This is a genomic window from Vibrio sp. 10N.286.52.F8 (assembly GCF_041468745.1).
In the GTDB taxonomy this organism is placed as follows: domain Bacteria; phylum Pseudomonadota; class Gammaproteobacteria; order Enterobacterales; family Vibrionaceae; genus Vibrio; species Vibrio crassostreae_C.
The window spans coordinates 44,107-69,400 of the sequence record NZ_JBFRJF010000006.1; the positions used below are offsets into that span (position 1 = coordinate 44,107).

18 protein-coding genes, 1 pseudogene and 1 riboswitch are annotated in these 25,294 nt (G+C 45.6%); of the genes and pseudogenes, 11 read left to right on the forward strand and 8 right to left on the reverse strand.

Features of this window, described 5'->3' with window-relative positions:
* Positions 1-270 precede the first annotated feature (270 nt).
* From AB4133_RS02185 to csdA, 3 genes are all read left to right on the forward strand, one after another.
* Positions 271-1,128, forward strand: coding sequence for an outer membrane protein OmpK (locus AB4133_RS02185; RefSeq protein ID WP_029406370.1), 858 nt, complete (start codon positions 271-273; stop codon positions 1,126-1,128).
* Positions 1,129-1,238: 110 nt separating this feature from the next.
* Positions 1,239-2,132 carry a 2-dehydropantoate 2-reductase gene (gene panE / locus AB4133_RS02190; RefSeq protein ID WP_372223878.1) on the forward strand — a complete coding sequence of 298 codons (894 nt, stop codon included), beginning with the start codon at positions 1,239-1,241 and terminating at the stop codon, positions 2,130-2,132.
* A gap of 86 nt (positions 2,133-2,218) precedes the next feature.
* A complete protein-coding gene (csdA, locus tag AB4133_RS02195; protein ID WP_372223880.1) occupies positions 2,219-3,430 on the forward strand; it encodes a cysteine desulfurase CsdA in 1,212 nt (403 codons plus the stop codon).
* Positions 3,431-3,499: 69 nt separating this feature from the next.
* Here the strand turns inward: csdA and csdE are convergent, their stop codons facing one another.
* The 4 genes from csdE to AB4133_RS02215 all read right to left on the reverse strand — a co-directional run bounded on the left by csdE (position 3,500) and on the right by AB4133_RS02215 (position 6,556).
* On the reverse strand, positions 3,500-3,928 hold the full coding sequence (gene csdE / locus AB4133_RS02200) for a cysteine desulfurase sulfur acceptor subunit CsdE (RefSeq protein ID WP_017059900.1): 429 nt from the start codon (positions 3,926-3,928) through the stop codon (positions 3,500-3,502).
* A gap of 37 nt (positions 3,929-3,965) precedes the next feature.
* Entirely contained in the window at positions 3,966-4,775 is an 810-nt protein-coding gene (tcdA, locus tag AB4133_RS02205; protein ID WP_372223881.1) for a tRNA cyclic N6-threonylcarbamoyladenosine(37) synthase TcdA, read from the reverse strand.
* Between the two features lie 113 nt (positions 4,776-4,888).
* Positions 4,889-6,001 carry a murein transglycosylase A gene (gene mltA, locus AB4133_RS02210; RefSeq protein ID WP_017064192.1) on the reverse strand — a complete coding sequence of 371 codons (1,113 nt, stop codon included), beginning with the start codon at positions 5,999-6,001 and terminating at the stop codon, positions 4,889-4,891.
* 81 nt (positions 6,002-6,082) lie between these two features.
* Positions 6,083-6,556, reverse strand: a complete 474-nt coding sequence (locus tag AB4133_RS02215; protein ID WP_017064193.1) for a DUF2850 domain-containing protein — start codon at positions 6,554-6,556, stop codon at positions 6,083-6,085.
* 161 nt (positions 6,557-6,717) lie between these two features.
* On the opposite strand from AB4133_RS02215, the gene argA reads away from it, so the two are divergent.
* Together argA and AB4133_RS02225 are read left to right on the forward strand one after the other, a co-directional pair.
* A complete protein-coding gene (argA, locus tag AB4133_RS02220) occupies positions 6,718-8,055 on the forward strand; it encodes an amino-acid N-acetyltransferase (protein ID WP_017064194.1) in 1,338 nt (445 codons plus the stop codon).
* Between the two features lie 283 nt (positions 8,056-8,338).
* Positions 8,339-8,530: a hypothetical protein gene (locus tag AB4133_RS02225; protein WP_046224581.1), complete on the forward strand. Its 192-nt coding sequence runs from the start codon at positions 8,339-8,341 to the stop codon at positions 8,528-8,530.
* An 81-nt stretch (positions 8,531-8,611) separates the two neighbouring features.
* On the opposite strand, the gene recD is transcribed toward AB4133_RS02225, so the two are convergent.
* From recD to AB4133_RS02245, 4 genes are all read right to left on the reverse strand, one after another.
* Positions 8,612-10,822 carry an exodeoxyribonuclease V subunit alpha gene (gene recD / locus AB4133_RS02230; RefSeq protein ID WP_372138964.1) on the reverse strand — a complete coding sequence of 737 codons (2,211 nt, stop codon included), beginning with the start codon at positions 10,820-10,822 and terminating at the stop codon, positions 8,612-8,614.
* A complete protein-coding gene (gene recB / locus AB4133_RS02235; protein WP_372223882.1) occupies positions 10,822-14,496 on the reverse strand; it encodes an exodeoxyribonuclease V subunit beta in 3,675 nt (1,224 codons plus the stop codon). Before recB ends, recD begins: the two co-directional genes overlap by 1 nt.
* Before the next feature lie 409 nt (positions 14,497-14,905).
* Positions 14,906-18,379 (reverse strand): exodeoxyribonuclease V subunit gamma, encoded by a 3,474-nt coding sequence (gene recC, locus AB4133_RS02240; RefSeq protein WP_372223883.1) that lies wholly within the window; start codon positions 18,377-18,379, stop codon positions 14,906-14,908.
* Between the two features lie 127 nt (positions 18,380-18,506).
* Positions 18,507-19,457: a TDT family transporter gene (locus AB4133_RS02245; protein WP_372223884.1), complete on the reverse strand. Its 951-nt coding sequence runs from the start codon at positions 19,455-19,457 to the stop codon at positions 18,507-18,509.
* Between the two features lie 208 nt (positions 19,458-19,665).
* Here AB4133_RS02245 and AB4133_RS02250 point away from each other — a divergent pair, with 208 nt between their 5' ends.
* The 6 genes and pseudogenes from AB4133_RS02250 to dapD all read left to right on the forward strand — a co-directional run bounded on the left by AB4133_RS02250 (position 19,666) and on the right by dapD (position 25,237).
* Positions 19,666-20,562 carry a LysR family transcriptional regulator gene (locus tag AB4133_RS02250; protein ID WP_017059889.1) on the forward strand — a complete coding sequence of 299 codons (897 nt, stop codon included), beginning with the start codon at positions 19,666-19,668 and terminating at the stop codon, positions 20,560-20,562.
* Between the two features lie 88 nt (positions 20,563-20,650).
* Complete coding sequence (locus tag AB4133_RS02255; RefSeq protein ID WP_008223840.1) at positions 20,651-20,944, forward strand: YebG family protein; 294 nt, start codon at positions 20,651-20,653, stop codon at positions 20,942-20,944.
* 155 nt (positions 20,945-21,099) lie between these two features.
* Positions 21,100-21,184, forward strand: a riboswitch (Fluoride riboswitch).
* A gap of 194 nt (positions 21,185-21,378) precedes the next feature.
* A complete protein-coding gene (locus AB4133_RS02260) occupies positions 21,379-22,071 on the forward strand; it encodes an iron-sulfur cluster assembly scaffold protein (protein ID WP_017068533.1) in 693 nt (230 codons plus the stop codon).
* Between the two features lie 25 nt (positions 22,072-22,096).
* Entirely contained in the window at positions 22,097-23,086 is a 990-nt protein-coding gene (locus tag AB4133_RS02265; RefSeq protein WP_017067817.1) for a GGGtGRT protein, read from the forward strand.
* Between the two features lie 228 nt (positions 23,087-23,314).
* Positions 23,315-23,947: pseudogene (locus AB4133_RS02270) on the forward strand (MarC family protein).
* Positions 23,948-24,205: 258 nt separating this feature from the next.
* Positions 24,206-25,237, forward strand: a complete 1,032-nt coding sequence (gene dapD, locus AB4133_RS02275; RefSeq protein ID WP_017059885.1) for a 2,3,4,5-tetrahydropyridine-2,6-dicarboxylate N-succinyltransferase — start codon at positions 24,206-24,208, stop codon at positions 25,235-25,237.
* Positions 25,238-25,294 lie beyond the last annotated feature (57 nt).

The window sequence follows — 25,294 nt, forward strand, 5'->3', positions numbered from 1 at the left end:
AATCGTTTGCTTAGCGCAGTATTTCACCGATTTATCCACAAAATAATCTAATCTCACAAAATCAATAGAATTAGAGGTGCATCAAGATGCATTGACACATTAAAGTTCCATCATTTAGATCGTTAGTGTGATCAGGCTCACCATAATAATTATAGTTTTCACTCTGTCTCACTTTTATTTGAGAACAAAATCGCTATTATGCTCGGCATTCGGACATACAAACACGCACGGATTAGCGGGTTACTTATTTTAAACATAGAGAGTTCCATTATGCGTAAATCACTTTTAGCTCTTGCCCTACTAGCAGCAGCTTCTGCTCCAGTAATGGCAGCGGATTATTCTGACGGCGACATCCACAAGAACGATTACAAGTTCCTACAGTTCAACTTGATGGGTGCTTTTAATGAGAAAGGTGTTTCTGAGTCTACTCATGATTACCTAGAGATGGAGTTTGGTGGTCGCAATGGTATTTTCGATCTTTACGGCTATGTTGATGTATTTAACCTAACGTCGGACTCAAGCAGCGATAAAGCAAAATCTGAAAAAATGTTCATGAAGTTTGCTCCTCGTATGTCTATCGATGGCCTAACTGGTAAAGACCTTTCTTTTGGTCCAGTTCAAGAGCTATACGTTGCATCTCTTATGGAATGGGGCGGTGGTGGTGCTACTAACTGTGATGCTACAGGTTGTATCGATGGTAGCCCTGGTGTTAACACTCAAAAAATTGGTCTTGGTTCTGACGTAATGGTTCCATGGTTCGGTAAAATGGGTCTAAACCTTTACGGTACATACGACTCAAACAAAAAAGATTGGAACGGTTTCCAAATCTCGACTAACTGGTTCAAACCTTTCCACTTCTTCGAGAACGGTTCATTCATCTCTTACCAAGGTTACATCGATTACCAATTCGGTATGGATGAAGGTAAAGGGTATGCAACATCAAGCAATGGTGGTGCAATGTTCAACGGTCTTTACTGGCACTCAGATCAGTTCGCAGTTGGCTACGGTCTAAAACTATACAAAGATGTATACGGTTTTGCAGATGGCGAAGGCCTTCCATGGAATGCATCAGCACAAGCTGAGTCTTCTGGCGTAGGTCACTACGTAGCAGTAACTTACAAGTTCTAATCGAACTTCTAAGAAAACTTCCTAAATGGCACCCTCGGGTGCCATTTTTTATTGCTTTCATTTAATGCCTCGCTATCCTTGCTGCATCACTTTCTTATCTCGGTATCGCTGTGAACATCTCAATTATTGGGCCTGGATCTATCGGCTCTTTGTGGGCTATCAAACTCTCTCAAGCTGGTCATAATGTGTCTTTGTGGAGTCGTTCCACTGATAACTCAATTGACTTATCGCTTGATGGACAAGCTTCACTTTCCTTCAGCAATAACAATATCGACAAGCTATCAGCGAGTGACTTAGTGATCTTCACAGTCAAGGCTTGGCAAGTAGAAGAAGCCACCACTCCGTTACTTCAATATCTCGACTCTGACACCATTCTCATGTTCATGCATAACGGAATGGGCGCGGTCGACAACATTGCCACTCAAATTAATGCTCACCCGATAGTATTGGCAACCACGACCCAAGCAGCATTCAAACCTGATCGTAATAGTGTATCTCACACAGGAATAGGACAAACCCAGTTGGGTGCTTTTAACCAAACGGGTCAACAGTGCACGTTTTTGGTTGATGTATTGGATGATGCTCTCCCCACTGTGAGTTGGAACCCACAAATAAAAACCGCGCTTTGGGCTAAACTCGCCATCAATTGTGCTATCAATCCACTTACTGGGTTGGAACAAATCAAGAATGGTGAACTTGCAGACCAAAGGTTTGAGGGTATTTTAAGTTCTATCGTTGAAGAGCTCACACAAGTTATGCAGGCCGAAGAGATCGCTTGTTCATTCGACGGATTAGAAGCAAGTGTCAAGCAGGTCATCCAAGCCACGGCGCAGAACAACTCATCCATGAAGCAGGATATGTTTTACCAACGCAAGACAGAGATCGACTTCATCACTGGACACCTAATAAAAACAGCGCTTAAACATCAGATAGAAGTTCCTGTTAACCAAAAGCTGTTCAATCAGGTCAAAGAGCAAGAAAATAGCTGGAATCATCAAGATTAGTCAGCAACGGTCAACAAGTCGCGATAAAATAACAATACCGCTAAGCATAACGCTGGCACCAATTTCCAAGATTTAGGTAAGAATAGATGCTTGATATCAATCACATCCGAGAGCAGTTTCCTGCGCTATCACAAACCATCAATCAACAACCATTGATTTACTTAGACAGCGCGGCAACGACACAAAAACCTCAGGTAGTTATTGATGCCATTAGCCAATATTACTCCAAACAAAATGCCAATGTTCACCGTGGTAGCCATAGCTTAACAGCGAACGCGACCAGTCAGTTTGAAGCTGCCAGAGATAAGGTCGCTCAGTTTATTGGCGCAACCTCATCGAAAGAGATTATCTGGACTCGCGGTGCCACCGAAGCACTCAACCTTATCGCTCAAACCTACGCTAGAAGTACCCTCCAACCGGGCGATGAAATCCTGGTGAGCGAAATGGAGCACCACGCCAACATTGTCCCTTGGCAAATTGTGGCAGAACAAACCGGTGCTAATATCATCAAAATCCCAATGACATCTGACTGCGAATTCGACCTTGCTGCTTTTGATGCACTGTTGACTGAACGAACCAAGATTGTTGCTCTGGCCCAGATAACCAATGTGACTGGGTCTCGCCAACCTATTGAACAAGTTATCGAGAAAACACATAAGATGAATGCCGTGGTCGTCGTCGATGGCGCGCAAGGCATTGTCCATGAACCAGTCGATGTTGCAGCTTTAGGTGCGGATTTCTACGTATTCTCTGGACACAAGCTCTATGCCCCTGCGGGCATCGGTGTGCTTTACGGCAAGCTTGAATTGTTAGAAGCGATGCCACCTTGGCATGGTGGTGGCAAAATGGTCGAGCGCGTCTCTTTCTCTGGCACTACTTTTTCAGAACTGCCTGGCAAATTCGAAGCGGGCACGCCAAATGTGGCAGGAGCCATAGCACTAAGCACCGCAATAGAATGGTTAAGTGGTTTTGTACAACAAGATGTCGAAAATCATATCCACCAACTACAACACGAGACTTATCTTGCTCTCAGTAAACTGGATGACATTCAGATTTTAGGGTATCAACCTAACGCAAGTGTGATTACTTTTGTGATGGATGGTGTTCACCATCAAGATATAGCGACTCTACTGGATCAGCAAGGTATCGCAGTACGTGCAGGACATCATTGTGCTCACCCATTAATGGATGCACTTAATGTGAAAGGAACGGTTCGAATTTCATTTGGTATTTACAACAACATGGATGATGTTGAAAAGCTCGTAGCGGCGATAGAAAAAGCCGTTGATATGCTTTAGGGAGTAGCGAAATTACTTAGGGTTGGCGTTTAACGTCAACCCTTTTTGCTTCTGTGTATCAAGGAGATATTAAGCACTTAGCTCTTGGATTTGAGCAACAATCGCTTTTAATCCATTACCGCGAGATGGGCTAAGGTGGGTAATTAGACCGATTTGTTCAAAGTAACCATCAATATCGAACGCTTGAACCTGCTCTGATGTTTTTCCATCATACGCAGCCATCACCAAAGCAATCAGACCGCGAACGATACGCGCATCAGAATCAGCACAAAAGTGCCAAACACCATCGATATTCTGAGAAACCAACCACACTTGGCTTTCACAGCCAGAGACAATCACCTGCTCACTTTTCAGTTCATCAGGCATCGTTGGCAGTTTCTTACCCCATTGAATCACTTGGCGATAACGGTCTTCCCAGCCGCTGAATGTCTGCATCTTCGCGACGATATCATCACTGGTAATTTCAGTGCCGAATGGAGAGCTTGGGAATGTGGTCATTTTAATATCCAGTCGATTGTTAATTGAGTAAAAGACGTTACTTAGCGTGCTTTTGAATCAGCTTTTCAACGATACGCGAAACAGCTACAAAACCAAACGTCGCCGTTACAACTGTTGCCGCACCAAAACCCGTCGCACAATCCATACGTTTTGGATCTTCTGCTGTCGCTTTCGCAGCACATACACTGCCGTCAGCTTGAGGGTATTTCAGCTGTTCAGTTGAGAACACACAATCGATACCAAACTTACGTGCTGGATTCTTAGGGAAATTATGATGACGACGAAGGGTATCTTTTAGCTTCTTCGCGAGCGGATCTTGAATCGTCTTCGTCAGATCAGCCACTTTGATTTGAGTGGGATCGATTTGACCACCCGCACCACCGGTAGTGATCACCTTGATTTTGTTGCTACGACAATAAGCCAACAGTGAAGCCTTAGCTTTCATGCTGTCAATCGCATCTAATACAAAGTCGAACTCTTTCGATAGGTATTCAGCCTGATTATCAGGGCCGATAAAGTCGTCAATCAGGTTAACTTTACACTCAGGGTTAATCAGCTTAACGCGCTCTGCCATCACTTCGATTTTGCTTTTACCAACGGTACCCGACATTGCGTGGATCTGACGGTTGATGTTGGTCACACACACATCATCCATATCGATCAAAGTCAGCTCACCTAAACCGGTACGAGCAAGCGCTTCAACCGCCCATGAACCTACACCACCAATACCGATCACACACACGTGTGCTGCTCTAAGTATGTCGACTTCACTATTGCCATATAGGCGACGGGTGCCACCAAATCGTTGGTCATAGTTTTCTGAAGCTGGAGTGGTCAATTCACGCATTGTTGCCGCCAATTTATTTCTGAGAAAAAGAAAAGAGTGCGTTTTATACGCACTCTTGAATAAAAAGTCTAGGGGATTAGCGATTCGCTTTCAATGCCCTATTTTATTGTAGCTTACTCAACCTTTTCAGGAGGCAAAGCCCAAGGCGCTTCAGTTGCGCTGCCATCTAAACCGAGCTTCCACACACGACCAAAATGCTTGTAATGGCCCGCTTCTGTACCCGCTCGAGGGCCCATGCCGTGGTAAAGGTCCAAATGGTTTTGCTTAACCGCGCCGCCCGTATCCAAAACCAATAGCAGTCTTAGTTGATGAGCGCCGCTCCAAGTACCATCAGCATTCAATAATGGAACCTCAGCAAGAATCGGCGTCCCCATAGGCAAGATAGAGCGATCGCCCGCAACCGCCGCCATAGGTAATAGAGGAATGCCCGCACTACCCATCACAGATAGGTCGTCTCTCGCTTCAAAAAACACGAAAGATGGGTTTTGCTCAAGCAGCTCTTTGACCACTTCAGGATCGTTTGCCAATACCCACTCTTTGATTGCTTTTAGCGACATTTTTTCGCGTGGAACTAAGCCTCGTTCAATCAGAACACGGCCAATGCTCACATAAGCTTTATTGTTCTTACCCGCGTAGGCGAAATACTGCAGCGTGTCATCATCACCGAAGTGTACAAATCCACTGCCCTGTACTTCCATCATAAATGGGTCGATACGGTTTGCTGAGTAACCTAACTCAAGGCCCTGACCTTCTAGTGCGCCGTTGTAAATCTCTTGGCGTGTTGGACACTCTTTACCACACTCAGGAAGCCCGTAAACAGGGTAACGATATTCTTCATTCGCTTCGTGGCGCAGCTCCATCACAGGAGAAAAGTAGCCCGTGAACAAAACATTGCCTTGTTTATCACCACCACCTAGTTGAGCGGTTTGAACGCCAAAATTCGCTAGCTCGCTTGGATCTCCACTCAGCATCGCCCACTCATTGAGTTGTTGATAAAGCGGCTCATAGATTTTAGCCATCGAAGGGGATTTAGAAACCACCATCTCAGCTTGTTCTGCAAATGCGGTGTAGTCTCTTGGTTTATTGGATTCAACCTGATCGACCTTATTCAAGGTGCGAGGAAATTCGTCATCAAGGTGTTGCTGAGCAAGATCAGTGGGTTGAGCACAGCCAAATAACAAAGAGGCAGCGACAAGGGGAAGCCATTTTTTAATCACAAGAGTCATCCTAAAAATTCTATGCATCGAGGATGACAAAAACAGTCAGATAACACAATCTTAGATTGTAAGAGTTTACAAGAAGATAACCTATCGGACGGAGTTATCGATATGGCCCTTAAGGCGGAAGATGGGATTGTAGTGACTGTCAGAATCGAGCACCATTTCTGTATTGTCAGAATTGGTCATGCGGAAGCGATAGGTTTTATCACCCGCCTTGTATTCAAAGTAGTTTCCATCAAAGTCAAAGCTCGTCGAAACAACAGACCCACGAACTGACACACCATTAGCATTCAGAACAAACTCATCGGTCGCATAATGTGCAACATCTTGCTCTATCCAAGTGCCGTATATCAGATTGTCGGGCGTCGCCGCATTTTGCACTCGGGAAAGCACATCGCCGAACAAAGAAACCACCGCAAACGAACCCACTAAGGCTAGAACCATTAAACAACGTTCAATGATCTTACGCTTCAACTTAGATTGATTGCGCTGATCAGCTTCGCTGTAGAGACCTTTGGTTATCTCATCGATTTTGTTCTTTGTTGCTGGAGCTTGTTGCATTCGGTGACTACTCATAAGGATACTATGCGCATTCTACACTGAGACAGTTTATATATTGAAGCCTAGATAAGAATAGTTTGCGCTTTATTCCAAAAAGGTGTTGTTTACATTTGAATTTAAATGCTAAATTATCGAATAAATAAACAAAATGGACTTGTTCTGTGAAATTAAGAAGTACAGCGCTAGTAAAAGGTTTCAGACAATCAACCCCTTACGTAAATGCTCACCGTGGCAAAACCATGGTCATTATGCTGGGAGGCGAAGCCGTTGCCGACAGGAACTTTGGTAACATTATTAGTGATATAGCCTTGCTCCACAGCCTTGGAGTAAAGATTGTTCTCGTTCACGGGGCAAGACCGCAGATCAACCAATTGCTCGCCAAGCAAGATTGCCATACGCCTTATCACAAGAATATTAGGGTCACTGATGAATATTCTTTGGGCGTCGCTATGCAGGCTGCTGGACAGCTTCAACTTGCCATCACCGCACGCCTCTCAATGAGCTTAAACAACACACCGATGGCAGGCACTCAACTCAATGTTATGAGTGGTAACTTCATTACGGCTCAACCGCTTGGCGTGGATGACGGTACGGATTATTGCCACAGCGGGCGTATTCGTCGAATCGATATCGAAGGGATCAATCGCACGCTTGACCAAGGTTCAATTGTACTGCTTGGCCCTATTGCCAGCTCCGTGACAGGCGAAAGCTTTAACCTACTTTCTGAAGAGGTCGCTACCCAAGTTGCTATTCGTCTAAAGGCCGACAAGCTGATTGGCTTCTGCTCCGAACAAGGGGTAACAGATGAACGCGGTAACGTGCTCGCCGAACTCTTCCCTAAAGATGCCAAGCAAATTCTAGAACGATTAACGGAATCTCAAAATCCTGCCGAAGACATGAGCACAGGAACACTGCGCTTCTTGAAAGGAGCGATCTCCGCTTGTCGAGCTGGTGTGCCTCGTTGTCATCTAATCAGCTACAAGGTAGATGGCGCATTAATCCAAGAGTTGTTCTCTTTTGACGGTATTGGAACCCAAGTGGTCATGGCTAGTGCCGAGCAAGTAAGACAAGCTCAGATTGACGATATTGGTGGCATATTTGACCTTATTCGCCCTCTTGAAGAACAAGGCATCTTAGTGCGCCGCTCTCGAGAACAGCTAGAGCAAGAAATCCACCGATTTACCATTATTGAAAAAGACGGGCTGATTATCGGTTGCGCAGCGCTTTACGCATACCCGGAAGATCATATGGCGGAGATGGCGTGCGTGGCTATTCATCCTGATTATCGTGATGGCAACCGCGGGCAAATATTACTGGACTACATGCGTCATCAATCGAAGTCTCGTGATATCGACCAAATTTTCGTTTTAACCACACATAGCCTGCATTGGTTCCGTGAACAAGGGTTTTACGAGATCGGAGTTGATGAGCTACCGATGGAAAAACAGGGGCTGTACAACTATCAACGTAACTCAAAAATCTTAGCGTTAAATGTGTAAATAAAGTTTTGGACTAAAATCTCACTTCAAAGGAAAAATAATTGCAAATGTAATCGTTTTCTATATGAGATTTATTAACTATGCACTTTCACTCACACGTATAATTGTATAGAATTTAGACGCTTTAATAATCTTAACAAATGTTTTTATTGGAATTGCCATCTCGATAGTCATGTCGAACTCATTGAGGTGGTCACTGCACGGATTGCTATACCCGTTGACGGCCAGCACGCTAACATTAGCTCTGCTCGTTAATATAAACAGCAAAAAGAGCAATATTGATATGAGAACCATTGTTTGTAACTCGCTGCAAAGTTTTTGGGATATGGCTGATAACCAATTCTTAGAAGGGCTAGACGTACACTGCGTGTTCCCTGTTAGCGAGAATCTAAAAGAGTTTATTTTGAATTGCCAAGCAAAGTACAAGATAAACCACATATCGTTTACTCGAGCGTTTTTAGGCTCTGATTCCTAATAACGCTCAAAGCAACTAAGGATGGTTGCTTTGTGTTTGTCTAGCCCTAAGTTCAAAACCTTCTCTAGCCGTCCATAACGACTAATTCGTTAAGCGACTGCCTAAACCACTCACTCGCTCTGTTTTCACCTTAATCCCACGCTTCAACACATTTGTATCGCTGAACATCATCAGTCGTTTCTTCGCACGTGTAATACCTGTATAGATAAGCTCCCGCGTTAAAATAGGGCTGAAATCTGGCGGCAAGATCATTAAGGTCAGATCAAATTCACTACCCTGAGATTTGTGTATTGTCATTGCATAAGCCGTTTCATGATCGGGCACTCGGCTTGGTAGCACAGCTTTTACGCTGCCATCGGGCAACTCAAAATAGACCTTCAAACGAGGGGTTAAGTCAGGTTGACTAGAACCCGCCTCAAGCATACAGATACCAATATCACCATTGTACAAACCCAAGCCATGATCATTTCGCGTCACCATAACAGGACGTCCGTGATACCACAGCTCATCATTATGAGGGCTCACCAAACGCCTTGCGGCCAGTGCTCTTTCAATTCTGTGGTTGAGGCCTTTAACACCAAAATCCCCTTCACGAATGGAACACAACAGTCGGCATTGGCTGAACAAATCGAGTACCGATTTCGCTCTCGCTTCTTGAGTTTCTAACTCTTCCAACGGCACATTCATTCTATTGAGGTACGCACCATACTCGTTAACCAAAGTACGCAGCATCAGGTTATAGCTGTCACTCGACAGAGGGTGGTTTTCGATATCGCCAAAACCTTTGGCAAACACTTGGTCTACTTGATTCGCAGAACCATTATTGATTGCTTTTGCCAGCTGACCGATACCGGAGCGCGCATCGAAACGATAACTCTTCTGCAGCATACACAAGCTATCCGCAATCGCAGGGGGATTCACCGCTCCAGCTTTGTCTTGTCTTGGTTTAGCTATCGCATCAAAACCTGTCATCTCTGCAATCAAATTGCCTTGCGCTGTGCTGTACCCTGCAGAGTTGAATGAACAGATATCACCGAGCACAGCACCTGCCTCTACTGAAGCGAGTTGGTCTTTATCACCCAATAAGATGAGCCTTGCGTGCTCAGGAAGTGCATCCACCAGCTTATACATCATCGACAGATCAACCATTGAAGCTTCATCCACTACCAAGATATCAAGGTGGAGTGGATTGCGTCGGTTATGTCTAAACTCAGCACGGTTAGGAATCGCGCCGAGTAATCGATGTAACGTGCTCGATTCAGTTGGTATGTTGGCCTTCACTTCAGGCGCTAATGGCAGCTGCTCAATCGCTTTACCAATCGACTCGGTTAAACGCGCCGCCGCTTTACCTGTCGGTGCCACCAGCTTAATCGTTGGCGTTTTACCTTGGCTGAGCGATTGCTCGATCATCGCCGACAGTAATTTGGTTACTGTGGTTGTTTTACCAGTACCCGGCCCACCAGAAATCACCGCAAAACGACGACTCAGCGCCACCGCTGCCGCGACTTTTTGCCAGTTCAAACATGCCGATAACGGCACCAAGTCGTCCAACACATCTAAGTCCGTCACCTGCTTAGCTTGTACAATCGCTTGGTCGATTGATCCCCAATCTAAAGCCTGCTCATTCACAATATCAAGATGGTCACACACCAATTGTTGGCGTAATACCTGAGACGTTTGTTGGCTTGCTTCAGCCTTGGCTAAGGCGTTAAACAGAAAATGATAGCTACGTGCAAAAAGCAGATTGAGCGTTTCAGTCAGCGCTTTTTTCTGCTCAGTATTGAACTCTACCGGCTTACTTAAACGGTTTAAGGTCTCAGCCAACACAACTTCGTAGTTCCAATAACGCTGTAAATAGACACGCTGCCCATCGAACATTAGAGGCTTAACACAATCGTTGGTCGTTCCCACTAAGTTTGATGATTGAAGCACAGCCACCCAATCAATACCCAACAGTTTTTGGTTCAATTGCAGTGCAGTTTCACCGTATAACCCAAGTAACTGAGCAAGATCTGCCGCTAGTTCAGGGCCTGTCGTATGCTGCTGTATAAGCTGAGTACAAATGTGTCCTTTGCCTAATTCATGGCTCACTACCCCCGCGAGAAAGCCGATCTCTTGAGGGTAGCTCGTGGCTTGCTGAGCAAGAAAACGGGCAAATTGATAATCCAACTGACGAATAGAACCCTTATCCGCAAGAAACTGGAGTACATCCATCAGTTGCTCAGGAATAAGTGAAACTGGCTTTGCTGTGTTCGCAGTATCTATGCCGGTATTAGTGGTCGTTGTTGTCATTATAAAAGCCCCATCTGTCCAGTTTCATTGTCATTCAATTGTGCTGAACGTCTGTCTATCACTTTACCGTCAATCAATTGATCCATTTCATCGAGCAAAGCCAGTGTTGGTTTCGCCGAGAAAATACCTTGTTGAGATTGACCGTCCATTCCTCTTAAGAACAAGTAATAAACCCCACCAAAATGTTGTTCATAACTGTAATCCGCAACGCGGCTGCGTAAAAAGCGATGCAATGCCAACGCATAGATCTGATATTGCAGATCATAACGGTGGTCAGCCATCGCCGATTTCAATGCTTCGCCATGGTAGACAGCAACATCATCTCCTAAATGATTCGATTTCCAGTCAAGAACATAGTATTTACCTTGATGCTCGAACACCAAATCGATGAAGCCTTTCAACATACCTTGCACGGTTTGGAAACCTAGGTCGCCCGCTTTTGCCGATAACGGATCATGATATTGAATGGTTTGATTCAATTCAGATGCAGCCAACACTTCGATTGGTAGTAAGAACTCCATCTCAACTAATCGTTGTGTTGAGTCTTTCTCACTTAGTTTTAAGCTCTTACCATCCAACGCGGTGTTCAGTACCGTATCGACCAGTTGCTGAAGCACAGGTAGCCACTCGAGTTCGTATTGCTCTGATTCTAATAAGTGAGTGATTACTTGCGTGTTATGTTCACTGGTTGCTGGCTCGGTAAATTCAACCTCCTCAAACAAGGTGTGTAAGAAAGTACCTGGGCGAGCACCACGAGGGAACGTAAAGATAGAGCGTTCAGGCTCAATCAACTCAGACTCATCCTGCTCATCAGCCGAATCAATATCAAAGCCAGACACCTCAATGGTCGCGTCATGACTCGCACCGTGACTGCCTTGCTTTACAAGCCCCGAGTAACTGGTGATACGCCAAGCCCGGTCGATTGAAGCCTTGAGTTCGCTCGCATGTAAGTCTTCGCTCACTTGCTCGGTTTGTACAAACACTTGCTCGTGAGCGGTTGGAATTTCGGCTAGCAGCACACTTGAATTTTTGCCTTCAATTGCCGTTAGAGCTTGATGCAATTCGGCAATACCCTGCTCTTGTCCGTTTTGAACCAAGTAGCCCATCGCACTCAAATGCACGCCTGTCGGTTCTTTGGTTGAACGCCCTTTACGCAGTGGCGCTATACCAATAAAACAGCCATAAACCGCACGAGTCAGCGCTACATAAACCAGGCGCAAATCTTCCGCTAGTCGTTCTTTATCGGCTTGCGCTAAGGCACTGTCGCTGCCAGTAATATCGAGTACTGTGGTGTCTGAATCATGGTCGTAGAATTTGCCTTCGCTCGCTTCTCGGTAACTCGCGACAAATGGGAGGAATACAAGGTCATATTCCAAACCTTTCGATTTGTGAATAGTAACGATTTGAACCAAGTTTCTCTCTGACTCAAGACGTTGAATGTCATCTTCACTGCCGCCTAAACCATTTTGTGCATCTGATATCGCTTCTGCCAACCAACGCAACAAGCCATAGTCACTGTCGAGCTCCTGCCTAGCTTGTTGCAACAATTCGCCAATGTGCATTAAATCAGTGAGTGAGCGCTCACCATTTTCTTCTTCCAGTAAGCGTTCCGCGAGATGTCGTTTACTGATCACGCTGCGAAGCATTGGCAACACGCCGCGCTGAAGCCACAACTTACGATATTCTCTAAACTCGTTAACGACGTTTTCCCACACCACTTCATCGTTGTTGAGTTCATCCAATGATGCGGCATCCAGAGCAAACAACTCCGACGCTAAACTGGCGCGTAATGCTCGGTCATTTTCAGGTGTCAGCACCGCCTGCAACAAACGTTGAATATCTTGTGCGACCAAGCTGGTGAACACACTGTCTCGGTTGGATAAATACACGCTCGCAATGCCTTGTTCCGACAACGCGTTCTTAATCAGACGACCTTCACTACCGGTTCGAACCAAAACAGCAATATCACCCGCATTCACGGCATGTTGTTTTTTGCCGTTATCAAAATAGGCTTGTTGATTTTGAGAAGCGGTCAGAATAATTTGAATTTGACTCGCTGTCGCTTCTGCCATTGCCTTGTGATATTCACCTTTCGGCAATGGCTTATCTTCAGCCTCTTGCAGCCAAAAGGTAAGTGCGTGCTGAGTTTCTCCGTTCATCACCCATTGGCGTTTGTCGGCTGATGGACTGGCAGCAACGGGCAAAAATGGAATGTCTTGATCGTAGATAAACGGGCTGTCCGAATTCATAAACACTTGGTTTACCGCACTGACCATATCGGCACTTGAGCGCCAGTTAGTGCCTAAGGTGTAGTGAGCACTAACTTGGTTTCTCGCCTTGATATAGGTAAAGATATCTGCGCCACGGAAGCCATAAATCGCCTGCTTTGGGTCACCGATCATAAACAAGCCGCACTGCGGATTATCAAGATAGATTCGGCTAAAAATACTGTATTGCAGTGGGTCGGTATCCTGAAATTCATCGATCATCGCCACCGGGTAGAGCGTGCGAATCCTTTCCACCAGCAGTGACTGCTCATCGACATCGATCGACGCAGATAACTGGGTCAGTAGGTCATCAAACGACAACCACTGCTTTTGCTGTTTCGCCTTTGCTAGCATAGTTCGACAATGAGTAATCGCATGCGCCAATAACGGAGCTTTCAAATCAGCTGGGTGATTTAAGAAATCCTCAATCGCTCCGAAAACTGCATGCTGAGGTGCAGTGCCTTTCGGTGTTTTTTCAATGAGAGTGGCTTGCGAGAACTTCTCTAACTTATCTGGATATTGATAATCATGAGTGTCGCTCTGCGCCCATGCTGTCACAGCTTCTAACCATGTCGGCAGAGACTTCTTGGTGTAGCTACGTTTGTTCACATCCGAAGCAGAGATCAAAACCAAAAAGTCCGCTTCGGATTCACACCACAGCGCTTTAAGTTGCTTCACTTTATCTAGGTTTTGGTTGTGCAGAGTTTGCAAGTCGCCCGACATCGCATCTACCGTCAATTTCAGCGGAGATCCTGTCAGATAACGATTTACGTCTGCTAATAACGCAGCAGGTGAACCCCAGATATTACGAACCTCACCAGCCAGTTGAATGGGCAGCGGGTAAAACTGTTTACGCCAATAGTCAGCAACTACTTGTGCTTTTAGGTGGCTTTCATCGGTCACAAATTCGTTATCAAAGCGGCTTCCAGACTCAAAAGCATTTTGAGTCAACATTCGCTGACAGAAACCGTGAATGGTGTATACCGCAGCCTCATCCATTTGTCTTTCAGCGTTAAGCAGAGTTTTAGCCGCGCCAGCATGATCATCGATGGCTTGTAACAAAGGAGCAATCACTGGGTCGTCACTTTGCCCACGTGCAAACGCAATGCGTGCATCATGAATACGAGCACGAATACGATCTCGCAGCTCAGCCGTAGCTGCTTCAGTAAAGGTCACCACCAGAATTTGGTCTACGGTTAGCGGCTCATGGTGTCGAGTGGCTTCAGTCAGATCACCTTGTGGAGCGGCCGTGCCATGCCCGAGCAGTAGGCGTAAGTACAAGCCAGCGATGGTAAATGTTTTACCTGTACCCGCTGATGCTTCAATTAAACGCGCGCCATGAAGTGGAAACGTCATGGTATCGAGTGTCTGTGGAGCGATTACCTGAACACTGCTTGTGGTCGTCATGCCTTACTGCCTTCTGATAAATGTGTTGTTACAAATGTGACCTAGCGTGGAAAACGTCATTCAATTTACGTCCTACGCTAATTTGTTAATAGTTAGTGCGATCTCTCTCACGGATCAATTCGGATCGCCTCGCTACTATGCGCCCACGAGTTCAGGAGCACGTACGAGTTTTGTACTTTACGGCGTTACTTTGAACCACAGAATAATGGTCCCTCTGACCTGTGGCCGTACAGCGAACGCCCTACACTAATAATGATTTACTGGCGGCCACTTTATTTCCTGTACCTTGCTTCTATTCACCTTGATTCCCTTCATCTTGAAAGCAAGCGTACCAAACGCTTACCAGCGACTCTCTTTTGTCTTTCATTAATTCAGCGCACTCGCTATTGATCTTGTCGATCACAGCCACCTACTCCTGATCTTCCAGATCGGCAGTAGCCAACCTTGCCGCCTGTAGCACAAGCGTTGAATACATACGCGACTCAGTAGCCAATTCATCGTCCCATTTAGACCAGATTCGTGAGATGTAGGTATCTCTACCCTCGCCCGTGAAGGCGAAGCTGTCATTAAAGGTATCGGCCATTTTCTTGAGTGACTTTTCTTCATCATCGACCCACTTACCACGACTAAAGCCCGCTTCAACACCAGCTAATGCCGTTTTCGGGAAGTATGGCAATGGTGCAGTCATACCTTGATAAAACAGTCGTACTAACTCAGCTAATATACTCTTCGCTTGCTGCGCATCGCCGATAGGTTGTAGCGTTTGGTGAACCACGCCCTCTTTTCTGTCATAGCCAATAATATGGGTCGTTTTTCCGTGTCCCATAACAGCGCAGGATAGATGATCAATCCACGCAGCCAAGTAATCTTGAGAGCGTATTTTGCCGCTACGGAAACGCACTAGACCTGATTGATAGTTTTGAGTTAACCACCCCATCAAGCGAACAGGCTTACCTTCGCCTAACACGTCAAACTCGATATTCACTTCGAGATCTTGCTGCGGTGATCCGCTCACAAATCTAATCTCTTTGGCTAAGTCTTCCGCTTGAACACGATTGGTTTCAAATTCGATGTCACCAAAGGCGCCGACCGGTAATCGACCTTGGGCTTTTTGCTCAGAGACAAACAGTCGCACCGCTTCGTCTGCACCTTCTGGGTGGTCCAGCAACACTTGCAGCAGCGCATCTTTAAGCTGGAAGCTCTCTAGTCCATTGAGTACGAATGGCTCATCGTCTTCCATTACAGGAAGTGGCGGTTCAAACACCACTTTGAGACGGCGATTAAAGAAGTACTGCACTGGCAAACGCCAAAAACGCTGTAACTCAACCAGGTCCAATTCCAACGGGTACGTTGCCCCCAACAAATAGTCATCCAATGCACGATTGAATTCACCACTGCGCTCACCAGAACGATTTGCCGCAGGAAGCCATTCTTTGGCGTAGCTCAATACATGACCTGCATCACCTTGCGTAAAGGCTGCTGGGCTAAATGGTGTCATGGTGTGTTCAAAGCTGATTGCTTGAGTCAGTTTGATACCAGAATCATCACTTGGTAACGCTTGATCTGCACTTAGGCAGTAGTTCTGGTGGCAGTACTCAATCAACTCAGAAACCAATACCGACGGTACTCGCTCAGTATTATCTTGAATCGAGCGGCCGACATAACTGATGTATAAACACTCTTGCGCCGACAACATCGCTTCTAAGAATAGGTAACGGTCATCATCACGACGAGAACGGTCACCTGGACGAGTGCGTCCGTTCATTAGATCAAAACCTTCTGGCGGCATTGAGCGAGGGTAAACACCATCATTCATACCTAACAAACAGACGGTTTTGAACGGAATAGAACGCATCGGCATCAAGGTACAAAAGTTAACTTGGCCAGCTAAGAAACGCTGGCTAATGCGCGCGCCAGATAACTTATTATTGAGGTACTGGTAGATAATGCTTGGCGACAGTTCTTGTTCATACAAGGCATCATCAAGCTGTTCATTCAGTTGAGAAAGTGCATCACGAATCGACTTAAGCACCACCTCGCCTTCTAGCTCAACGGCGAAGAAATCATCAATCATTTGCAGCAAGGTTTCACGCCACATATCGATGGATTGCGTCTCAGCAAGGCGTTGACGGTAATGGGCAATACGATCAATAAAGTGCGCTAACTTACCAGCAAGTTCGGCGTTAATGCCCTGAACTTCGTTATAAGCTGCAATTGGAGAGTGTCCAGTTTCAAACAAACCTGCGGAATCCGACATCGCATAACCCAGTAACATACGCTGGATACCAAATAGCCAAGTATTTTGCTCGGTGGCAGGCAAATCAAACTCTGTTGCCGTAGAAGAATCGACGCCCCAGCGGATACCCGCTTCTTCAACCCACTGCTTAGCTTGTTCAAATTGAAATTCATCAATACCGAAGCGTGCCATCATCGCTGGGATTTCTAATAGCTCTAGAAGTTCAGAAGCTAGACAACGTGTGTTCGGTAACGCGACCAACTGCATGAACGCGGTCAGAATTGGGCTCTCTTGGTCTGCCGTTCTATCCGAGATCGAGTAAGGGATATAACGCTCACCCGGAGCATTACCAAATACCGCCTGAATAGCAGGGCTGTAAGCATTGATGTCTGCCACCATCACAATGATATCGCGTGGTTTTAATGTCGGGTCAGCGTCAAACATTGCTAACAACTGATCATGAAGAACTTCAACCTCGCGCATTGGGCTGTGACAAGCGTGTACCGTCAACGAACGATCGCCCAGCTCAACCACTTGTTTATGGTTGCTAGAATCCAAAATCTCATCATTGCGATGCTCTTCCAATTCAAGGATATCTCTTTGAATTTGATGCAGTAAACCATCTCGCTCTACATCAATAAAAAATTGATACTCCTCAGTGTCTCCCTCAGAAAGCAAAAGTAAGTTATCTCGTCCTAATTTTCCCATCGAAGCTAATAAGTTATTTCCAATGGCATTATCAATATGAAGTTCATCATGCACTTCATATTTCCCCCCTTCCATTAGGGAAGACGAGCCATCTGATGAGAGCATATTGTTAGACAAAGCGAGCTTTTTACGTTGCTTAGCCTCAAACCTTGCTAAATCTTTGAGGCTTTTGATATCTCCCCAATAAGGCTTACTTGGGTTGGTAAACATAAGGTGGACATCAATCTGTTCTCCAAGCGCTTTCAAGGCATCCATGTAGCGAGGAGGCAGTGACGAAATACCAAACACAAATAAGCGTTTCGGCAGATGCTGCAATTGACCTTGTTGATTGGCTAGCGCTTCAATGAAGTCGTGGTACAAATTGCCACGGTGGTATTTTGATTGGCCTTGAGACAAGGTTTGCTCATAGAGTGCTTGCCACAAGATCGGTTGCCAAGGGTGCTCTTGCTGCCCTTCATCATCGACCAATTCAGCAACGGGCTCTCCCACTTCCCACATCGCCATCCATTCAGGCCGATACACCAAGTAACCATCGAAGATATCGGCAATTTTCTCGGCTAATTGATACAACTTAGAGCCGTCTTCGTCATTTTCAAGATAGCGTTGCAGAGGTAAGAAATCAGGGTGGCCAAGTTTAGCCGGTAGCAAACTCATCAACTTCCACGTCATCGCTTCTTTGTTAAAAGCACTGCGTTTAGGCACATCAGGAAGCACTTGGGTAAACATATCCCAAATGAAGGTTGCTGGAAGAGGAAAGTCTATATTTGCTGCTACACCAAACTCTTTGGCGAGTTCCATCTTAAGCCATTGAGACATACCCGGGCTCTGAACCAAGATCTGCTCTTTTTCGAAAGGATTGGCTAAAGGGTCACTTTTGATCAAGTGAACGAGAAGAATTTTTAAAGTATCGACTTTATTGGAATGGTAAACAGTAAACAAAGTGCACTCACGCTAATCTTGCCACAATATAAAGCCAGATTAGCATAAGTGCCGAGTTTGGATGAGCAATATAAGCTTATGAAATACTGAAAGCTTAAGGTCCGTTTATCTTTTGAACTATTGTCCTTTACAATCTGCCGGCTACCGCACTTAAAACACGATGAGGTTTGTAGTTCATGTAGTAACGAATCGCGACATAACCTACCACCAACGTCGCAACAATCAGCTCTAAATAAGCTAGGTTAAACACTTGATTGATGTAATGCGCTTCAATACCTTGTGCTTGCATCCACGCAGCCAGTTTGAACAAGGCTGTTGCACCAATCACGATTGGGAAGGTAAACGCTGCATAACCAGGGCTAAATGGAAGACGAAGTAGTTTGAAAAACGCCATATAGATAATGAACGTCATCAACACTGCAATACCAAATAGTAAACCAATGATCACAGGTGAAGGGTTAGCAGTAACGGTTAAGTAACCCGCCAAAGATAGGCTTGCCGGTGCTGCCATAATCGCAATCGTTGGTTTTGCAGCATCTGGCACTTCGTGAGAGAAGATCAAACGGTAAACCATGATTGGTAGCATTACTGCGTAAACCAATAAGCCGAATACCAAAGTCGCGTTAGCTACTGGCTCTAAAACTGGATTACCTGAGAAAGAGACGTCAGCGACGATAATACCGATCGGTGGCACAAACCAGCTTGGCACCATGTGGTGAATCTCAAAGTTTTTAGCTCTGTGGTACAAAAAGCTCGTTAGAAACACAACATGCAAAGCCACAGAAGCCAACCACATAGCTTCTTGTAAGAATTGAGAGATTGGCGCCAAAGACGCTGACACCACCATGCACCCCATTGCAAATGTTGGTACCACACTGCCGACAACAGGGTGAGCAAGATCTTCACGCAATAGGTGACCATGAATCAAAAATTTCACAGCTAAAACAAGAAGTAATACCGCCGCAATGCCAGCACTGATCCACTGCACCAAACCCGGTGTGTGTAAGATACCTTGTGCGACTAGAACACCATCCCAACACCAGCCTAAGCTTGCAATTGCGAGTGCTAACCCTGCCATGGGTGTTGGAGCTCCTGTTAATCTATATTTAATACGTTGAATCATGTCAGCCTCTCTTAAACCTAATTCACTAAACTTGTGAACTCATCAGCTTGTTGAAGCCATAATACGCTTGCGCTTCGTTAAACAATATCCAATTATATATAACAAGTGTTCATCAATACTGAACAGAATCCATTTTCACCAGCAGAGTAAAACTAGGAATCTGATGGCTAATATTTCAATAAAACAGCTCAAAGTGTTCGTCACTATTACTCAGCACTCGACATTGACTGCTGCCTCTGAGGCTCTGTTTCTGTCTAAAGCTGCGGTCAGCATGGCACTAGGCGAAATGGAGAAACAACTCGGCCACTCTCTATTTGACCGGGTCAACAACCGATTAATTCTCAACCAAGAGGGACATAAGTTACTTCCATTGGCGGATGAAATATTACATCGTGCTGCTGGTATTGATGTTTTGTTCCGTGATGATCAGCCTTTAAGTGGCAATCTAAAGGTCGGCGCGAGTGACACGATTGGTAATCAGGTCGCACCGTTTATTTTGTCAGGCTTTCGCGAACGAACTCAACATCAGGATCAAAGCTTGTTCATTTCAAACAGTGCACTGATCTGCCAAAAGTTGGTGGATTATGAACTGGATATCGCGCTAATTGAAGGAAAAACATTACACCCTGAACTCATTTCGAGTCAGTTTAGCAGCGATGAAATGTGCATTATTGTTAGTAATCAACATCCTCTCGTTGCCAAAGAAAAAGTGATTTTAAGCGATTTAGAAGACAGCCATTGGATTTTACGTGAATCAGGCTCAGGGACTCGCGAGTTTTTCCTTCGTGCCGTCGCACCGCGCATCGAACATTGGTATGAATCTTTTGAACTCAACACCACAGAAGCAATCATCAACTCTGTTTCTGCCGGTCTTGGCTTTGCCTGTTTGTCTCGTTTAGCTGCTCAGCGAGCGATCGATTCAGGCCGAGTAAAAGCGCTTAATGTGCCACTTGATATGAAACGCCGATTCTGGATGCTGGTCCATAAAGACAAATATCAAAGCCCACTGCTGAAATCTTTCATGAGTTATTGTGAAGACTGGGCGGCACATCAAGATTGAGGCCGCATAGTACGGGCTCCAACTGGACTTTTAACATCAGAAACTGTATAAAAAGCCAGTAAAATTTATCAAACTTAGAGGATTAACCATGGCTGTTATCGTCAAGTACGTGGTGGAACGCAACGGAGAAGAGAAAATGACTTTTACCTCTAAAGCCGAAGCTGACGCATACGACAAAATGCTGGATATGGCTGATGAGCTTTTTGAACTGTTAGGCAAAAGCGATTTAGTTGAAGATGAAGGCAAGCAAGAAGAACTTGCAATGTACCTAGCGAAGAACAAAGAAGAAGTTCTTTACGCATTAGGTGCTAAGCGTAAGCCAGCTCCGAAAAAAGCTAAGAAGCTTGAAGCTGTTGAAGACGCAGAAGAAGATGCAGCTTAACTAGCTGATACCTTTCTAAAAAACGTCAATGACGCCTCTAATCAGAGTTCGTTATTGGCGTTTTTTTATACTTATCGAAATATAATGAAGCTTGTTTATAGTCGAAATCGCTCTAAACATTCGCTTGCATGAAAGTGTGAGGAAGATCTAATCTATAGCCATCAGGTGATGGGGTTCCACCTAAGCTTTTGCTTCAACCGCCCGTTCTTTCCGAACAGTGCTAATGACTCCTACAGAATCGAAAACAGGTAATACTGTTGGACGTATCGCTATTCCTCCATTTTGAAATGGACTTAGTCTATTAAGACCAAGTTCCATGACACCTTTGGATTATCGATACTCAAGATCTGTAGTGAATTAGCCGCACCTCTTCCAACACGTCCTGTTTTCTCAACGCCCTAGGCCTTAAATGGCTCTATAAGTGAGAAAACATTATGCACTACTCTTCAGAAATTCAATCAATGTGCCCTATTCAAAGGGGTGATCTTCACAATTCAGCTCCAATTCCAGTTGAAGGCGCAATGGTTAGCCCAAAAGATGTCATCGCTATTTCTGGCTTAAGCCACGGTGTTGGCACTTGTGCACCACAACAAGGTGCTGCAAAACTGACTCTTAACGTAAAAAACGGCATCATCGAAGAAGCATTAATCGAAACGATTGGTTGTTCAGGTATGACTCAATCTGCCGCGATGGCTGCGGAAATCCTCACCGGAAAAACCATTCTAGAAGCGCTGAATACTGACTTAGTATGTGACGCGATCAACGTAGCGATGCGCGAAATCTTCCTGCAGTTTGTTTACGGTCGAACTCAGTCTGCTTTCTCTGAAGGTGGCCTAGAGATCGGCGCAGCACTAGAAGACTTAGGTCAAACACAGCGTAGCCAAGTCGGCACCAGTTATTCAACCTCAGCGAAAGGCGTTCGTTACCTAGAACTTGCAGAAGGTTACGTAACTAAGCTTGCACTTGATGATCACAGCGAAGTGATTGGCTATGAATATCTCAACCTCGGCAAAATGATGAAGGCGATTAACCAAGGCGTACCAGCGAACGAAGCTGCTGACCTTGCGACAGGGACTTATGGTCGCTTCGACGAAGCCGTAACCACCATTAACCCACGTCAACAATAATTTTTGCCAATAAAAGAGGAAAGATATGATGAACACTCAATTTAATGAATCAGTAACTCGCGTATTGGCAGAAATGAACTTCGACTCTTTAGAGCAAGCAAACCAATACTGTTTATCACACAATGTCGATCCAAAAGCATTAGTGATGGACACTCAACCTATCGCATTTGAAAGCGCAGCTGACGCTTACACTCTTGGTGCAGCATTGGCTCTGTTCCGTAAAGCGAACAACGCAGAACAAGCAGCGAATATCATTGGTGAAGGCCTTCAAGCATTCACAAAACCCGGCAGTGTTGCGGAGCAACGCCAAGTCGGTATCGGCCATGGCGCACTGGCTGCTCGCCTTCTCAATGAAGAGAGCCACTGCTTTGCTTTCCTTGCAGGCCATGAGTCTTTTGCTGCTGCAGAAGGTGCGATCAAGATTGCACTGAACGTGAACAAATCACGCAAAACACCATTGAAAGTTATCTTGAACGGTCTAGGTAAAGATGCCGCTTACCTAATCTCTCGCATCAATGGCTTTACTTATGTTCGCACTCAATTTGATTACCAAACGGGTGAGCTAGTTGAAACAGAACGTCGCCGCTTCTCACAAGGCCCTCGTGGCGAGATCTTGTGTTACGGCGCTGATGATGTACGTGAAGGTGTGGCAATCATGCACAGAGAAGAAGTGGATGTGAGTATCACGGGTAACTCAACCAACCCAACACGCTTCCAACACCCTGTTGCTGGTATCTACAAAGCAGAACGCACTCGCCAAGGTTTGCCATACTTCTCAGTTGCTTCAGGTGGCGGTACAGGTCGAACATTGCACCCAGATAACGTAGCAGCAGGCCCAGCGTCTTACGGCATGACCGATACCATGGGCAGAATGCACGCTGATGCTCAGTTCGCAGGTAGCTCTTCAGTTCCTGCTCACGTGGCGATGATGGGCTTCATCGGCATGGGCAACAACCCAATGGTCGGATCGACGGTTGCATTGGCTGTGGCAGTGAGTGAATCTCAACACGCATAACGACAAAGTGAGTCCCACAATCTGCCTGTTATGTAGAGTCTGTTAGTTGAGAATCAAGCAATAACGGACGACTAAAACTCTACACCTATCACTAAAACCAAACAGCCAGCCTTATGCTGGCTGTTTTTTATTCACACTTGCTCTACTATCTATTTCTAATAATTATTTGTATCTAAGATTAAATACATTCTGCTGTCGTATTTAACTACATATTTTCAAAGGAATAATATGAAAGAGCTCATCATTCATACCATTACCGTGTTCATGGGCTTTTTTGCCATCATGAACCCTATCGCCAACACACCGATCTTTCTTTGATTAACAGGTGATAATGATAGGGAAACGGTCAAGTCTATCGCTTTCCGCTCAGTGTTCATCGCCTTCATCATCGTCAGCACCTTTGCTGTCTCGGGTAAACTCATCTTCGACCTCTTTGATATCACGCTTTACGCGCTTCGTATCACCGGCGGGATCCTCGTGTTCTTGATTGGCTTTCATATGCTGCAAGGTGACTCAACACACTCTAAAGCAAAAGAGAAGGTCAACTCAGACGCTCAACAAGATGCGGCGCTCAGTATCGCCGTCTCGCCACTGGCAATGCCAATATTAGCCGGACCGGGCACCATTGCCACCGCGATGAACTTTGCCAGCACCGAAGGCATCTACGAAACCATCGTCGCCTTTGGCCTACTATGCGCCTTAACCTACGTATTGTTTGTATTTGGCGAGCGCTTCGTTAAAGCCGTTGGACCAAGCGCACTGAACGTGATTACTCGAATGATGGGGTTGATACTCGCGGTAATCGGTATGCAGATGTTGATTGAAGGGATTGAGCAAGCTTATAAGGCACTGTTTATCTAAAGAGGGGATTCACAGGAGAATGTTGATTAACGCACCAATCAATTTGTGTTGATCTGCAGTGTTTTCTCATTGCAGAAAACTATCTCTCAAAAGACAAGCAATATCATTTTACAGACTTTATCCCGATACGCCCTTTCATAACGAGGGCGCTCTCTTTATGATGAACGCAATTAAATTAACTTTGCTAACGGCAGCGCTTGTTATTCGAGCCGTTGTTTTGGAATAGCAAAATCAAGACTCAACACATGGAGATTCAACATGGCTTATTTTTCACTAGCCTTCGGTACGGCAACCAAAAATCGCGACAATAAAATCATTGAAGCGTTCTTCCCTAACCCGCTTCTAAACCCAAGCGACGCTCTTGTAGCAGCTGTAGCTGAAGTGTCAGGTTACGCTGAAGGCAACCAAGCTATCGAAATCTCTGCTGCACAAAGCGCAGAACTGGCGAAAGCATTCGCAGCAAACGATGATGCAGCTAACGCATCTTTCGCAGAAAAAGCGGCAGCGTCTGAACAGCCACTTGTTCTTGTTGTTCTTGCTACTGACGAGAAGCCAGCATCAGTTGCTGAAGGCTTCCTAAAGCTACAACTTATCTCTAACCGCCTAGTACAACCACACGGTACGGTACTGGACGGCATCTTCGGTCTACTGCACAACATCGCATGGACAAACGAAGGCCCTATCGACCTACCTGAGCTGGCTGAGCGTCAAATCGAAGCTCGCCTTGCAGGTCGTGCTCTGTCTGTAGATTGCGTAGACAAGTTCCCTAAAATGGTGGACTACGTAGTACCAACAGGTATTCGTATTGCTGACACTTCTCGTGTTCGTCTTGGCGCACACGTAGGCGAAGGCACAACAGTAATGCACGAAGGTTTCATCAACTTCAATGCTGGTACAACTGGCGTGAGCATGGTTGAAGGTCGTATCTCTGCGGGTGTTGTTGTAGGTAACGGTTCAGACATCGGCGGCGGCGCTTCTATCATGGGTACTCTGTCTGGTGGCGGTACGATGGTTATCTCTATCGGCGAAAACTGCCTACTAGGCGCAAACGCGGGTCTTGGCTTCCCTATGGGTGACCGTTGTACAGTTGAGTCTGGTCTTTACGTGACTGCGGGTACTAAGGTTCGCATGCTAGATAAAGAAGGCAATGAAGTAGAGATCATTAAAGCTCGCGATCTAGCTGGCGTTTCTGATCTTCTGTTCCGTCGTAACTCAATCACTGGCCAAATTGAATGTCTTGCGAACAAGTCTGCTGTTGAGCTAAACAGCGAACTACACAGCAACAACTAATCTAAGCGCTAGATGCTAGATGCTAGATGCTAGATGCTATGTCTCGTCCTAAAATAC